At 70.7% G+C, this 14,527-nt stretch carries 13 protein-coding genes; 2 read left to right on the forward strand and 11 right to left on the reverse strand.

Annotated features, from left to right (window positions below; all coding sequences use genetic code 11):
• The first annotated feature begins 15 nt into the window (after window positions 1–15).
• A complete protein-coding gene (locus tag FHU36_RS41155; protein ID WP_185089501.1) occupies window positions 16–1,530 on the forward strand; it encodes an MFS transporter in 1,515 nt (504 codons plus the stop codon).
• A 129-nt stretch (window positions 1,531–1,659) separates the two neighbouring features.
• Here the strand turns inward: FHU36_RS41155 and FHU36_RS46100 are convergent, their stop codons facing one another.
• From FHU36_RS46100 to FHU36_RS41195, 8 genes are all read right to left on the reverse strand, one after another.
• Window positions 1,660–2,634, reverse strand: coding sequence for a serine hydrolase (locus FHU36_RS46100; RefSeq protein ID WP_185089502.1), 975 nt, complete (start codon window positions 2,632–2,634; stop codon window positions 1,660–1,662).
• A 105-nt stretch (window positions 2,635–2,739) separates the two neighbouring features.
• Complete coding sequence (locus tag FHU36_RS41165; RefSeq protein WP_185089503.1) at window positions 2,740–3,615, reverse strand: alpha/beta hydrolase; 876 nt, start codon at window positions 3,613–3,615, stop codon at window positions 2,740–2,742.
• Between the two features lie 64 nt (window positions 3,616–3,679).
• Window positions 3,680–5,074, reverse strand: a complete 1,395-nt coding sequence (locus tag FHU36_RS41170; protein WP_185089504.1) for an NAD(P)/FAD-dependent oxidoreductase — start codon at window positions 5,072–5,074, stop codon at window positions 3,680–3,682.
• A 166-nt stretch (window positions 5,075–5,240) separates the two neighbouring features.
• Window positions 5,241–6,032, reverse strand: a complete 792-nt coding sequence (locus tag FHU36_RS41175; RefSeq protein WP_185089505.1) for an ABC transporter permease — start codon at window positions 6,030–6,032, stop codon at window positions 5,241–5,243.
• Window positions 6,029–6,880: an ABC transporter permease gene (locus FHU36_RS41180; RefSeq protein ID WP_185089506.1), complete on the reverse strand. Its 852-nt coding sequence runs from the start codon at window positions 6,878–6,880 to the stop codon at window positions 6,029–6,031. The genes FHU36_RS41175 and FHU36_RS41180 overlap by 4 nt, the downstream gene beginning before the upstream one ends.
• 2 nt (window positions 6,881–6,882) lie before the next feature.
• A complete protein-coding gene (locus FHU36_RS41185) occupies window positions 6,883–8,112 on the reverse strand; it encodes a polyamine ABC transporter substrate-binding protein (RefSeq protein WP_185089751.1) in 1,230 nt (409 codons plus the stop codon).
• An 8-nt stretch (window positions 8,113–8,120) separates the two neighbouring features.
• Window positions 8,121–9,188: an ABC transporter ATP-binding protein gene (locus tag FHU36_RS41190; RefSeq protein ID WP_185089507.1), complete on the reverse strand. Its 1,068-nt coding sequence runs from the start codon at window positions 9,186–9,188 to the stop codon at window positions 8,121–8,123.
• A 35-nt stretch (window positions 9,189–9,223) separates the two neighbouring features.
• Entirely contained in the window at window positions 9,224–10,657 is a 1,434-nt protein-coding gene (locus tag FHU36_RS41195; RefSeq protein ID WP_185089508.1) for a gamma-aminobutyraldehyde dehydrogenase, read from the reverse strand.
• Window positions 10,658–10,861: 204 nt separating this feature from the next.
• Here FHU36_RS41195 and FHU36_RS41200 point away from each other — a divergent pair, with 204 nt between their 5' ends.
• Complete coding sequence (locus FHU36_RS41200) at window positions 10,862–11,356, forward strand: Lrp/AsnC family transcriptional regulator (RefSeq protein WP_185089509.1); 495 nt, start codon at window positions 10,862–10,864, stop codon at window positions 11,354–11,356.
• Here FHU36_RS41200 and FHU36_RS41205 read toward each other — a convergent pair.
• Genes FHU36_RS41205 through speB form a run of 3 tightly spaced genes read right to left on the reverse strand, consistent with a single transcriptional unit; the run spans window position 11,335 to window position 14,511 of the window.
• The gene (locus FHU36_RS41205) at window positions 11,335–11,994 is read right to left on the reverse strand and encodes a cyclase family protein (protein ID WP_185089510.1); all 660 of its coding nucleotides are present in this window, start codon (window positions 11,992–11,994) and stop codon (window positions 11,335–11,337) included. The genes FHU36_RS41200 and FHU36_RS41205 overlap by 22 nt on opposite strands.
• 46 nt (window positions 11,995–12,040) lie before the next feature.
• Window positions 12,041–13,558, reverse strand: coding sequence for a purine-cytosine permease family protein (locus FHU36_RS41210; RefSeq protein ID WP_185089511.1), 1,518 nt, complete (start codon window positions 13,556–13,558; stop codon window positions 12,041–12,043).
• Window positions 13,555–14,511, reverse strand: coding sequence for an agmatinase (speB, locus tag FHU36_RS41215; RefSeq protein WP_185089512.1), 957 nt, complete (start codon window positions 14,509–14,511; stop codon window positions 13,555–13,557). The genes FHU36_RS41210 and speB overlap by 4 nt, the downstream gene beginning before the upstream one ends.
• Window positions 14,512–14,527 lie beyond the last annotated feature (16 nt).

Raw genomic sequence — 14,527 nt, forward strand, 5'->3', positions numbered from 1 at the left:
GCCGAGGGTGGCGGCATGACGAAACGATGGGCTTCCCTGGTGATCGCCTGCCTGGCGACCCTGCTGCTCTCCCTGGACCTGACCGTCCTGCACCTCGCACTGCCGCGCTTGGTCGGTGATCTCGGCGCCGGCGCCACGCAACTGCTCTGGATCGGCGACGTGTACGGCTTCGCGCTGGCGGGCCTGCTGGTCACCATGGGCAACCTCGGCGACCGCATCGGTCGCAAGCGGCTGCTGCTCATCGGCGCAGTCGCGTTCGGCGCGGCCTCGGCGGTGACCGCGTACGCGCCGACCCCCGAGCTGCTGATCGCGGCGCGTGCGCTGCTCGGCGTGGCCGGTGCGACGATCATGCCGTCCACCCTGTCGATCATCCGGAACGTCTTCACCGACGCCCGCGAGCGCACCACGGCGATCGGCATCTGGAGCGGGATGAGCGCCGCCGGCTTCGCCGTGGGCCCGGTGGTCGGCGGGCTGCTGCTCGACCACTTCTGGTGGGGCTCGGTGTTCCTCATCAACCTGCCGATCATGGCGCTGGTGTTCGTCGGCGGCCTCCTGGTGCTGCCGGAGTCGCGCAACCCGGACGCGGGCCGGATCGATCTGCTGAGCGTGGCGCTGTCGTTCGCCGGCGTGGTGGCGGTCATCTACGCGGTCAAGGAGGCGGCCCACACGGGCGTCGAGCACGTGGACGTGCCGGTGGCGGGTGTGCTCGGCGTGGTCTGCCTGGCCTGGTTCGCGGGGCGGCAGAGCAGGCTGGCCGAGCCGCTGATCGACATGCGGCTCTTCCGGCGGCGGGCGTTCACCGCGTCCATCGGCACCAACCTGCTGGCCATCTTCACCATGATGGCCATGTCGCTGATCTTCGCCTGGTACTTCCAGCTCGTGCTGGGCTGGTCACCGCTGCAGGCGGGGCTGGCGGGCCTGCCGGGCGGGCTGAGCGGCGCGATCGGCGGGATCCTGGCCTCCCGGCTCATCGGCGTGATCGGCCGGAACGGCGTCGTGGCGCTGGGCCTGCTGATGAACGCGGGGGCGTTCCTCACCTACAGCACGCTCGGCCAGGACCCCGACTACCTGGTGATCCTCGCCGCGATGCTGGTCGGCGGCGCGGGGATCGGGTTCGCGTTCACCGTCAACAACGACAACGTGCTGGCCACCGTGCCGAAGGAGCGCGCGGGGGCGGCGGCCGCGGTGTCGGAGACGTCGTTCGAGCTGGGGGGCGCGCTCGGCATCGCGGTCCTCGGCACGGTGCTCAACAGCGCCTACAGTTCCGGGCTGCGCCTGCCGGCCGGGCTGCCCGCCGACGGGCCCGCGCGGGAGTCGATCGCGGGGGCCATGGAGGTGGCGGCGACCCTGCCGGCGGAGCAGGCGGCGGTGCTGGTGCAGGCGGCGCGGGCCGCGTTCGTGGCGGGCGTGCACGTCACAGGGCTCGTCACGGCGGCGCTGCTGGTGGTGGCGGCGGTGTTCGCGCTGGTGGGGCTGCGGGGCGTGCCGAAGGTCATCCCCGAGGAGGTCCTGGCCCGCGCCCACTCGTGACCCGCCGGAACCGGGCCCCACGTTCGGGCCGGACCGGCGGGCCGGACGGGCGGGGCGGACAGGCGGGACGGACAGGCGGGACGGACAGGCGGGGCGGACAGGCGGGCGGGCCGGACGCGAGGGGTGGGGTCACGCGGTGGGACGGGCGGCGCAGGGGCGGGAGCGAACCGGGGCCAGCCCGTCGAGACGGGTGCCGATCAGCCGGGCCAGCCCCTCGATGGTCTGGATGCCCTGCCCCTCGCCGGCCTGCTGGTCGGTCTGCACCGACAGCAGCAGGTCCCGGCCGGGCCCGGTGATCCGCCCGTAGCTGGTGACCGCCCAGGTGTTGCGGACGAACGGCCGCGGCGTCCAGCCGTTCTTGACCGCCACCCGGTCGCCGGGCCGGGCGGCGGCGCTGACCCCCCACGCCTGTTCGGGCCGGACCCGGCTCATGAGGTCGAGCACCAGACGGCGGTCGCCGGCGCTCATCCCGGCCCCGCCCCTGACCAGCACGGTCAGCAGCCTGATCCGGTCGGCCGGGCTGGTGGTGGTGCCGCCCCAGAACCTGCTCGGCCCCGGCGTGGTCTCCCGCATCGCCGCCCGGCGGTAGAAGTCGCTCATCCCGCCGCCCGCGCCGACCCGCCACCACAGCGTGTCGGCCGCCGCGTTGTCGCTCTCCCGGATCATGCGGGACGCCAGCTCCCGCTCCCCCGCCCTCAGACCGGTACGGCGGAGCAGCAGCAGCCTGGCCAGGATGTCCACCTTGGCGCCGCTGGCCGTGATGATGCCGCCATCGTGCGCCCCGCGGCCCAGCCGGACTCCGGTCACCAGGTCGTGCGCCCCGAAGACGACCCTGCCGGGCCGCCCGGCCAGGTAGCGGTCGAGGTCGCGCAGCAGCCGGGTCCGGGCGGCCCGGCCGGCCCGCGGGTCGGCCACCTTGAGCACGCAGGGCGCCACCGTGACGCGCGGCCGCGCGGACGTCACCGGCGAGGGCGGCCCCACCGCCCGCTCGGTGCCGCAGCCCGCCACGCACCCCAGGCCGAACCCCAGCCCGAGCCCGAGCCCCACCTTGAGCCCGACCCTGAGCCCCAACCCGAGCACCGGAACGAGCACCGGAACAAGCACCGCACCACGTCTTGTCGCACGCACGCCGCAACCCCCGAGATGTCACCGGGGGTCACGACGATCCATCCCCTCATGCCCGCCTTGTCACACCTCAGGGCGGGTGCGTCAGAGATGTTCGCGCAGGAAGGCCGCGGTCGCCTCGACGGCCTGCGACACGTACGGTTCGGCGTCGTAGAGGTCGATGTGCCGCTGGGCGTCGAGCCAGACGAGCCGCTTGGGCTCGTCGAGCCGCCGGAACACCTCCTCGGCGCCCTCCGGCGAGCAGAACCGGTCGACCACCCCGTGCACGATGAGCGCCGGCTTGGGCGACAGGAAGTCGGCGCCCATCATGTTGTCCACGGTGATCAGCTCGCGGATGCTGGCGCGGGTCACCTCGTTCGCCCAGGAGGCCGAGGCGGCGCGCTCGGTGCCGTAGTAGGCGTACGGCTCGTCGCCCGGCATGGCGGCCTCGCCCTCCTCGGCCACGGCGGGGAGGTACTCGACCGGCCCGCCCAGGTCCTGACGTTCCAGCACCTCGCCGAGGCCGGCCAGGGCGGCCTGGTAGTCCATGCCGGCCCGCATCGTGTAGGGGTTGTTGTAGGCCCCGGCGATCCCGGCGAACACCTTCACCCGAGGGTCGAAGGCGGCGAACCTCAGCGCGTAGCCGCCGCCGAGGCAGATGCCGACGGCGCCGATCCGCTCGCCGTCGACCTCGGGCCTCGACCGCAGCACCGACACCGCGGCGCGCAGGTCGTGCAGCTTGCCCTGCGGGTCCTCGTGCCGGCGCGGGGTGCCCGCCGACTCGCCCCAGTTGCGGTGGTCGAACGCCAGCGTCACGTACCCCTCGCGGGCGAGCCGCTCGGCGTACAGCCCGGTCACCTGGTCGCGTACGCCGGTGAACGGCCCGGTGAGCACCAGCGCGGGCAGCGGCCCGCGTCCCCCGGCCGGCACCCGGAGGTCGCCGGCCAGCCCGACTCCGTCGGCCTCGAACTCGATCCTCATGCCACCAGTCTGGTGGCCGCGGCGGCCGTCCGGCACCCGGCCGCCGCGGCCGGTCGGCAGGTGATCAGGAGTCGAACCCGAGGCCCATCCGGTCGAGCGTGCGCAACCACAGGTTGCGCCGGCCCTGGTGGCGGTCGGCCTGGGCGATCGACCAGCGGGTGAACTGGATCACCCCCGACCGCACCGGCTCGGGCGGGAACGGGACCGGCTTCTCCTTCACCATGCGCAGCTCGGTGCGCTCGGTGTGCTCGCCCGACAGCAGGTCCAGCATGACGTTGGCGCCGAAACGGGTGGCGCCGACGCCCATGCCGGTGTAGCCGACCGCGTAGGCCAGGCGCCCGCCGTGGGCCCGGCCGTAGAAGGCGCTGAACCGGCTGCACGTGTCGATCACGCCGCCCCAGCGGTGCGTGAAGCGCACGTCCGGGAGCTGGGGGAAGGTGGCGGCGAAGTGTCCGGCCAGGGTGACGAACGTCTGGTCGCGCTGGTCGTACTCCGGCTTGACCAGGCCCCCGTTGTAGTAGACGGCGTCGTAGCCGCCCCACAGGATCCGGTTGTCGTCGGTCAGCCGGTAGTAGTGGAACTGGTTGGCCGAGTCGCCGACGCCCTGCCGGTTGTGCCAGCCGATCGCGCCGAGCCGGTCGTCCGACAGCGGCTCCGTCATCAGCGCGTAGTCGTAGACCGGCACCACGAAATGCTTGAGCCGGCGCAGCAGCGGCGGGAACACCCCCGTGCCGAGCGCGACCCGGCGCCCGGAGGCCACCCCGTGCGGGGTGCGCAGGCTGATGGTGGTCCCGTCGTCGTCGAGCGTGCGGACCGGGGTGCGCTCGTAGACCCGCACGCCGAGCCGCAGGCACGCCTCCCGCAGGCCCCAGGCCAGGCGGGCCGGGTCGAGCATCGCGCAGCCCCGGCGGTCCCAGAGGCCGCCGAGGTAGGTGGGCGAGTCGATCTCGGCCCGCACCTGCTCCCGATCCATCACCTGGTAGTCGAGGCCGAGTTCGGTGATGAGGTCGAGATGCTCGTTCAGTCCTTCGAGCTGCCACGGCTCGGTGGCGACGTTCAGCTCGCCGGTGCGCTCGAACGAGCAGTCGATGCCGTAGCGCTCCAGGGTCCGTTCGATCTCGTCGAGGTTCTGCACGCCCAGGCGTTCGAGCCGGTCGATCTCGTCCGGCCAGCGTTCCAGGCCGTTGGCCAGGCCGTGGGTGAGGGTCGCCATGCAGAACCCGCCGTTGCGGCCGGAGGCCGCCCAGCCGATCCGGCGCCCCTCCAGCAGGACGACGTCCTGCCCGGGGTCGCGTTCCTTGGCCATCAGGGCGGTCCACAGCCCCGAGAAGCCTCCGCCGACGACGACCAGGTCGGCGCTCGTGTCTCCGATGAGCCGCGGTCGCGGCTCGGGTCTGGCCGGGGTGTCCAGCCAGTACGGCTTGCGCTCCGCGTCAGCAAGCGCCTTCAGCGGATCCACAAATCCCACTTCCCTACAGTGTCTTGTCAGTGATGTGATTGCGAAATCTCAAGGATGTTGACCTCGCGCGGGTTCCCCCCGCCGGTATCCGATCTCGCCTCCCTGTTCTTTGCCGGAGTACGCGTAACCCCCCGCGGGGGCGCGGGGGGAAGCAGGTGTGGGGGTGCTAGGTGCGACGGCGCGCCACGACCGCGTTGGCGATCGCGATGAGCACCCCGATACCGAAGATGAGCGTTCCCATGACGTTGACCTGCGGCGGGATGCCCGTCTTGACGGAGCCGATGATCCACAGCGGGAAGGTGATGGTCGAGCCGTTGACGAAGCTGGTGACCACGTAGTCGTCGATCGACAGGGCGAAGGCCAGCATCGCGCCCGCCGCCACGCCCGGCATGATCGCCGGCAGCGTCACCTGGCGGAACGTCCCCCAGCCGGTGGCGCCCAGGTCGCGGGCCGCCTCCTCCAGCGACGGGTCGAGCGTGACGACGCGGGCCCGTACGGTCACCGTGACGAACGACAGCGAGAACAGCACGTGCGCGATCGTGATCGTCAGGGCGTCGCGCGGCAGGTTGGCGGAGACGAACAGCGACAGCAGCGAGGCGCCCATGACCAACTCGGGCGTGGAGATGGCGGCGAAGACCAGGAAGTTGGTCACGCCCCGGCCCTTGAAGCGGTGCCGGCCGAGCGCCAGCCCGAGCATCGTGCCGATCACGACGGTGACGACCGTGCTGGCCACCGCGATGTAGATGGAGTTGAACAGGGCCGTGGTGAGGTCGGAGATGCCGAACAGCTCCTGGTACCACCGCAGCGTGAAGCCCTGCCAGCTCGTGTTGGACTTGCTCTTCTTGTCGTTGAACCCGAACAGGATCATCACGGCGATCGGTGACGACAGCCAGGCGATGATCAGCCAGGTGTAGGCGTGCAGCAGCCGGTCGCCGAGTTTCCCGCGCAGTCTGGTCATCGCGCCGCCGCCTCCAGCACGTTCTCGGTGCCGAGCGCTCTGGCGTAGGCGAAGATGCCGACGAGCAGCATCGCCATGAGCGTGAACGACAGCGCCGAGGCCGTCGGGTACTGCAGGTTCGTCAGGTAGGTGGTCTGGATGATGTTGCCGATCATGGTGTTGGACGTGCCGCCGAGCACCTGGGCGTTGACCGGGTCGGCCGTGGCGGGCACGAAGGTCATGAGCACCCCGGCGAACACCCCGGGCAGCGACAGGGGCAGCACCACCCGCCGGAAGGCCGCCGTGCGGGAGGCGTACAGGTCCTGCGCCGCCTCCACGACGCGCGGGTCCACCCGCTCCAGCGCCACGTAGATCGGCAGGATCATGAACGGGAGCCAGTTGTAGGTCAGCCCCGCGATCACCGCGAACGCCGTGGCCAGCACGTGGAAGTCGGCGGGCAGCACCCCCCAGCCCTTCAGCGTCCCGAACAGGATGCCGTCGTCGGCCAGCAGGAAGCCCCACGAGATCGTCCGCAGCACGAACGACACGAAGAACGGCAGCAGCAGCAGGAACAGGTACATCGACTTGCGGTGGCCGCCCTTGAAGGCGATCCAGTAGGCCACCGGGTAGCCGATCAGCAGCATCGCCACCGTGGCGGCGCCGCCGTACACCAGGGAGCGCACGAGCTGGGTGCTGTAGCGGCTCAGCGTGTCGGTGTAGTTGGAGACGCTGAAGGTCATGGCGAAGCCGTCGATGGCGTTGCCGGTCTGCAGCGACACCGAGGCCATGGCGGCCATCGGCACCACCAGGAAGATCGCCAGCCACATCCAGGCCGGCAGCGCCAGCAGGTACGGGGTGAGGCGCCTCATACCTACGCCTGCGTGATCGACTGGAAGATCGGGTTGAAGACCTGCTCCTGTGCCGTGGTCAGCTTGGTGTAGCTGTGCAGCTTGGCGTAGTCGGCCTCGGTCGGGAACATGAGCGGGCTGGAGACCATCTCCTCCAGCGCCTTCTTGTCCTCGCCGGTGGCCTTGGCGGCCTTCTCCCTGAGGATGTCCTGCACGGCCGGCACCGGGGTGATGAACTGGATGAACTCGTCCAGCTCGGCGGCGATGGCCGGCTTGTACAGGAAGTCCATGAGCATGAGCGCGTCGACCGGGTTCGCGGCGCCCTTCGGGATGAGCATGTTGTCGGTCCAGATGGTGCCCCCCTCCTCGGGCACGTAGAACTCGACCGGCTCGCCCGCGAGCTGGCGCTGGAAGACGTCGCCCGACCACGCCATGCTGATCCAGATGTCGCCCTTCGACACCGCGTCGATGTACGACTGGTCGTAATATTTCCGGACGATTCCGGCGTCGCGCTGGGCCTTGAGCTTCTCCCCGGCCTTCTGCCAGTCGGCCTCGGTCGAGTCCTCCGGCGCGACCCCGAGCGCGATCATGCCGAAGTTCGCGATCTCCTGGGCGTCGGCCATCATCCCGACCCGGCCCTTGTACTTCGGGTCGAAGAGCGCGTTGATGCTCTTGAGGTCGTCCTTGACGTACTTGGTGTTGTACGCGATGCCCGTCACACCCGAGGTGTAGGGGATCGTGTAGGTGTTGTTCGGGTCGTAGGCCCGCTTCTTGTACGCGGCCCCGGCGTTGGCCGCGAAGTTCGGCAGCTTGGAGTGGTCCAGCGGCACGCAGTAGCCCAGCTCGATCATGTGCTGGAGCTGGATGCCGTTGGTCATGACGACGATGTCGTAGCCCAGCGACTGGCCGGCGCGGAGCACGGGGTCGGCCTTGCCGAAGAACTCGGCGTTCTCCTGGATGACCTCCTTGTACTCGTAGGCGATGCCGGTCTCCTTCTGGAACTGCTTCAGCGGCGCCTGGTCCTCGGGCATGTACTCCGGCCAGTTGGCGAAGACCACCTTGCCGTGCTTGGTCTGCTTGGCCCAGAAGTCCTGCACCGCGTCGGTCTTCGGCGGCGCCGCCTTCTGCCCCTCCACACCACAGGCGGCCAGGGCCAGGCCCGCGGCGGAGAAACCGGCGATCCGGAAGGCCTCGCGGCGGGTGCGGGGCTGCGTCATGCCCCGCAGCAGAGCGGGGTCGTGCTGGTGGTTCATGTGCTCGGTCAACTTCCTAGTGCGTAGGAGTGCTGCGCCTGCCACGACAGCCACACCGCGTCGCCTCGCTCCGCGATGTTCCTGGCGTCGTGCGCGTTCTGCTGGAACACCATCACCTCCGTCCCGCCCGCCAGGTTCACGGCGTAGCTGGTGTAGGTCCCCAGGTAGACCACCTCGTTGACGGTCCCGGGCACCACGCTCACCTCGCCGTCCGGCTTCTCGGCGGAGATCGTGATCTTCTCCGGGCGGACGGTCAGCGTGACGTCGCCCTCCCGCTCCGGCACCAGGACCCGGCCGCCGCCCATCTCCAGCACGCCGCCGCTCGCGACGCCGGTCAGGAGGTTGGAGGTGCCGATGAAGCCCGCGACGAAGGCGCTGGCCGGACGCTCGTAGATCTCGCGCGGGCCGGCGAGCTGCTCCACGAGACCGTCCTTCATGACGGCGATGCGGTCGCTCATCGTCAGTGCCTCGCCCTGGTCGTGCGTCACGTACACGAACGTGATGCCGACCTCGCGCTGGATCCGCTTCAGCTCGATCTGCATGGCCTGGCGCAGCTTCAGGTCGAGCGCGCCGAGCGGCTCGTCGAGCAGCAGCGCCCGCGGCCGGTTGACCAGGGCGCGGGCCAGCGCGACCCGCTGCTGCTGACCGCCCGACATCTCGCGCGGCCGGCGCTTCTCCCGGCCGGTCAGGTCGACGATCTCCAGCATCTCGCCGACCCGCCGCTTGATCTCCTCCTGCGGCGTCCTGCGCTGCCTGAGGCCGAAGGCCACGTTGTCCCACACGTTCATGTGCGGGAACAGGGCGTAGGACTGGAAGACCATGTTGACGTCGCGCTTGTTCGGCGGGACGTTCGTCACGTCCTGCCCGCGCAGCCGCACCACGCCCTGGGTGGGCTCCTCGAAACCGGCGATCATCCGCATGGTGGTGGTCTTGCCGCAGCCGGAGGGGCCGAGGAGGGAGAAGAACTCCCCCTCGGCGATGTCCAGCGTGACACCCTTCACCGCCTGGACCGCCTCGCCGTGCGAGACGTACTCCTTGACGACGCCTTCGAGTTCGATCGCGTTCAGCTCGGCCATGTCCAGGTTCTGTTCCTTGTCGTGCCGTTGTCGCGTTATTCGCCGATGTAGTGCATGACGTGCTTGACGCGGGTGTAGTCATGCAGCCCGAACACCGACAGGTCCTTGCCGTAGCCGGAGTGTTTGAAGCCGCCGTGCGGCATCTCCGAGACGAACGGGATGTGAGTGTTGACCCAGACGACGCCGAAGTCGAGCCGGTTGGACATCCGCATGGCGCGGCCGTGGTCGGAGGTCCACACCGAGCTGCTCAGGCCGTACTGGACGTCGTTGGCCTTGGCCAGCGCGTCGGCCTCGTCGGAGAAGGTCTGGACGGTGATGACCGGGCCGAAGACCTCGTTCTGCACCATCTCGTCGTCCTGGCGGAGCCCGTCGACGACGGTCGGGGCGAAGAAGTAGCCCTTGTCGCCGACCCGGTGGCCGCCGGTGAGGACCTTGGCGTGCGAGGGGACCCGCTCGACGAAGCCCTGGACCTTGGCGAGCTGGTTGGCGTTGTTGAGCGGGCCGTACAGGGCGTCCTCGTCGGACAGGTCGCCCGTGACGGTGGCCGCCGCGGCCTCGGTGAGCGCGGCCACGAACTCGTCGTGCACGCTCTCGTGGACCAGCACCCGGCAGGCCGCGGTGCAGTCCTGGCCCGCGTTGTAGTAGCCGGCGACGGCGATGTCGGCCGCGGCCTTGCCGAGGTCCTTGACGTCCTCGAAGACCACGACGGGCGCCTTGCCGCCCAGCTCCAGGTGGACCCGCTTGAGATCCTCGGCGGCGGTCCTGGCCACCGACATGCCCGCGCCGACCGAACCGGTGATGGCGACCATGGCGGCCGTCGGGTGGCCGACCACGAGCGCGCCGGTCTCGCGGTCACCGGTGACGACGTTGAAGACCCCGGCGGGCAGCACCTCGCCGAGAATCTCGGCGAGCTTGAGCGTGGCGGCCGGCGTGGTGTCGGAGGGCTTGAGCACGACCGTGTTGCCCGCGGCCAGCGCCGGGGCGATCTTCCACACGGCCATCATCATCGGGTAGTTCCACGGCGTGACCTGCCCGACCACGCCGATCGGCTCGTGCCTGATGACGCTGGTGTGCCCGGCCAGGAACTCTCCGGCCGTCGGGCCCTCCAGCGTGCGCGCGGCGCCGGCGAAGAAGCGGAAGTGGTCGGCGGCCACCGGGGTCTCGTCCTCGGCCATGCGGGCGCGCGGCTTGCCGGTGTTCAGGCACTCCGCCTCGTTGATCTCGTCGGCCCGCGCGTCGATCGCGTCGGCGACCTTGAGCAGCAGGTTGGCCCGCTCCCCGGGGGTGGTCCGGCCCCATGACTCGAACGCGACAGCCGCGGCGGCGTAGGCAGCGTCGACATCCTCCTGGCCGGAGATCGGGGCCTCAAGGTAGGCCTCGCCGGTGCAGGGATCGATGATGTCGGAGAATCGGCCGCTCTTGGCGTCCACGAACTCACCGTTGATGAAGTTCTGCAGACGGGTGGTCAAGGCAATGACCTCCTGGTGAGGTGGCTGAGATGCCGCGACTCTTACAGAGCACATGCATCTCGACAAGGGATTTCGTGGCGAAGATATCAAATTGCTACGAAATCGCTTGACAGGACCGCCAGAACTGACAACATGTCGCACCAGGACGGCAATGAGACGGGAACGCGCCCGTAACGGCGCGACCGGCTGGGAGGACTCCGCGCAATGACGACGCCGCCGCGCGTGCGCCGCACCAACGCCGCAACGCCCGGGCCATTCGTGCTCGACGATTTGTCCAAGCAGATCATCGAGCAGCTCCAGGCCGACGGGCGCATGCCGTACGCGGCGATCGGCAAGGCGGTCGGCCTGTCGGAGGCCGCGGTGCGCCAGCGCGTCCAGCGCCTGCAGGAGGCGGGGGTCATGCAGATCGTCGCGGTGACGGACCCGCTGACGCTGGGCTTCCCGCGCCAGGCGATGATCGGCGTCAACTGCGAGGGCGATCTCGACACGGTGGCCGACGAGCTGGCCGCGATCGAGGAGATCGACTATGTGGTGCTCACGGCGGGCTCTTTCGACCTGATCGTCGAGGTGGTCTGCGAGGGGGACGGCCATCTTTTGGAAATTTTGAGCAAAATTCGCGCCATCCCGTCGGTGCGGACCACCGAGTCCTTCGTCTATCTCAAGTTGCGCAAGCAGACCTACTCCTGGGGCACCCGCTGACCGAGCCGCGCGACGGCTCTGACGGGCGCCCCGTCCGCCGCCCCCAGCCGGAGCGGCAGCATCGACACCTCCACCGCCCGTCCCTCCTCCTGCGCGGCGACCAGCCGGTCGAGCCCCGTGAGGTTCTCGGCGATGACGGCGTGCGCGCCGCACAGCACGCGGTGCGCGGGAAGCTCCTCCGCCGGGGTGGGGTCGACGCTCAGCGCGTCGATCCCCACCGTCCTGACGCCCCGCTCCACCAGGAGCGTGGCGGCCTCCTCGGTCAGGTACGGGTGCTCCAGGTACGCCTGGCTCCCCCAGTGCGCCGACCAGCCGGTCGCCACCAGCACGATCATCCCGGCCGGGACCGCCGCGAACGCCTCCGGCCCGATGGGTGAGCGCGGCCTCAGCCCGCGGCGGTCGACGACGACGGCCGGTCCGGTGAAGCGCTCCAGCGGCAGTTCCTCCAGCGTGGGCAGCGCGTCGTCGATGTGGAACGGCGCGTCCACGTGCGTGCCCGATTGGGAGCCCAGGTGTACCGACAGCACGTTGACGCCGTCGCGGGCCACGGTGAGCGCCGCGGCGAGGGTCACCTCCGGGTCGCCGGGATAGACCGGCATCCCGGTGGCGATCGGCACGGACAGATCGACGAGTTCCATGCCGGACATCATGCCGGGCAGGATGCCGGACGGTGTGCTGGGCACGTCACACGGCCGGCTCGGCCGCCGCGTCCACGATGGGCGGGACCGGGGTGTCCGCGGTGCGCACCAGCCGCGGCCCCGCCGGGCCGTACACCTCGCGCGGCTCCGGGAAGATCGCCAGCAGCGCCAGGTAGAGCAGCGCGGCCACGGCCAGTCCGACCGGCAGCGACACGTCCACCCCGCCGGCCAGGTCGCCGAGCGGGCCGACGAACTGGCCCGGCAGGTTGACGAACATCAGCGCCAGGCCCGCCGAGGCGAGCCAGGCGGTCATGCCGCGCCAGTTCCAGCCGTGGGCGAACCAGTAGCGGCCGCCGCGCTGACGCCGGTTGAACACCTGCAGCGCGTCCGGGTCGTACCAGCCCCTGCGGGTCACGTAGCCGAGCATCATGATCACCATCCAGGGGGCGGTGCAGGTGATGATCAGCGTGGCGAACGTCGAGATGCTCTGCGTCAGGTTGGCGGCGAAGCGGCCGACGAAGATGAACGCGATCGCCAGCGTGCCGATGAACACCGTGGCCCGCACCCGGGAGAAGCGCGGGAAGACGCTGGAGAAGTCCAGCCCGGTGCCGTAGAGGGAGGTCGTGCCGGTGGACATGCCGCCGATCAGCGCGATCAGGCACACGGGCACGAAGTACCAGGTGGGGGCGATGGCCAGCAGGCCGCCGACGTAGTTGGGCGCGGCGGGGTCCACGTACTGGGCGGCCCTGGCGGCGATGATCGAGGCCGTGGCCAGGCCGAAGAAGAACGGCAGGATGGTGGCGATCTGCGACAGGAAGGCGGCCGCCAGCACCTTGCGCCGCGGCGTGCCGGCGGGGATGTAGCGGGACCAGTCGCCGAGGAAGGCGCCGAACGACACCGGGTTCGACAGCACGATCAGCGCCGCGCCGATGAACGACGGCCAGAACAGCGGGTCTCCCGGCGACAGCGCGCCCGCGTAGGACGGGTCGAAGTCCCCGGCGAAGGCGAACGCCCCCAGGACGAACAGCAGCGACGCCGCCACGACCGCGATCTTGTTGACGAACAGCATGAAGCGGAACCCGTACACGCACACGACCAGCACCAGGCCCGCGAAGATCGCGTAGGCGGCGGCGTAGGCGACGTCGGACTCCGGCAGGCCGACCAGCCGGTGCGCGCCGCCGACGAGCGCGTCGCCCGACGACCACACGGAGATGGAGAAGAACGCGACGGCGGTCAGCAGCGCCAGGAACGAGCCCACGATCCTGCCGTGCACGCCCAGGTGAGCGGAGGAGGAGACGGCGTTGTTGGTGCCGTTCAGCGGGCCGAACAGGGACAGCGGCGCGAGGATCAGCGCGCCCACCACCAGGCCGAGCCCGGTGGCGGCCAGGCCCTGCCAGAACGACAGCCCGAACAGGATGGGGAAGGAGCCGAGCACGCAGGTGGCGAAGGTGTTCGCACCGCCGAAGGCCACCCTGAACAGGTCGAACGGCCGGGCGGTGCGGTCGGCGTCGGGGATGCGCTCGACGCCGTAGGTCTCGATCTCGGTGATGGGGGCACTGGTCATGACATCTCCCGCGACTGGTCTGACGGTGTCTGCGACAGGGCGAGCAGGCTGACGAGGTCGTAGGCGACATGGGAGGCCGCGATCGAGGTGATGTCGGCGTGGTCGTAGGCGGGGGCGACCTCCACCACGTCGGCGCCGACGATGCGGCACCCGGCCAGGCCGCGCAGGATCTCCAGCAGCTCGCGGCTGGTCAGGCCGCCCGCCTCGGGGGTGCCGGTGCCGGGGGCGTGCGCCGGGTCCAGCACGTCGATGTCGATCGACACGTACAGCGGCCGGTCGCCGACGCGCCGCCGCAGCACGTCGGTCACCTCCCGCACGCCGCGGTACAGGACGTCGGCCGCGGTGAGGATGCCGAACCCGAGCCGGCGGTCCTCCTCCAGGTCCTTGCGTCCGTACAGGGGGCCGCGGATGCCGACGTGGCTGAGCGCCTCGGTGTCGACGACGCCCTCCTCGACGGCACGCCGGAACGGGGTGCCGTGGGTGTACTCGGCGCCGAAGTAGGTGTCCCAGGTGTCGAGGTGGGCGTCGAAGTGCAGCACCGCCACCGGGCCGTGCCGCCTGGCGACCGACCGGAGCAGCGGCAGCGCGATCGTGTGGTCGCCGCCGATGGTGACCAGGCGGGCGTCGATCGCGTCCGCCGCCTCCTCGATGCTCTCGATCGCCTGGGCGATGTCGAACGGGTTGGCCGCGATGTCGCCCGCGTCCGCGACCTGGACGCGCTCGAACGGGCTGACGTCCAGCCCCGGATGGTACGGCCGCAGCAGCCGGGACGCCTCACGGACGGCCGCGGGCCCGAACCTCGCGCCCGGCCGGTAGGACACGCCGCTGTCGAACGGCACTCCCACGACGGCCACGTCCGCCCGGCCGACCTCGTCCAGGCGGGGCAGGCGGGCGAAGGTGGCGGGACCGGCGAAGCGGGGGACCTGTGCGGAGTCGACGGGACCTCTGTTCATGCCAGGCAGTTTTCGC

The organism is Nonomuraea muscovyensis (assembly GCF_014207745.1).
In the GTDB taxonomy this organism is placed as follows: Bacteria; Actinomycetota; Actinomycetes; order Streptosporangiales; family Streptosporangiaceae; genus Nonomuraea; species Nonomuraea muscovyensis.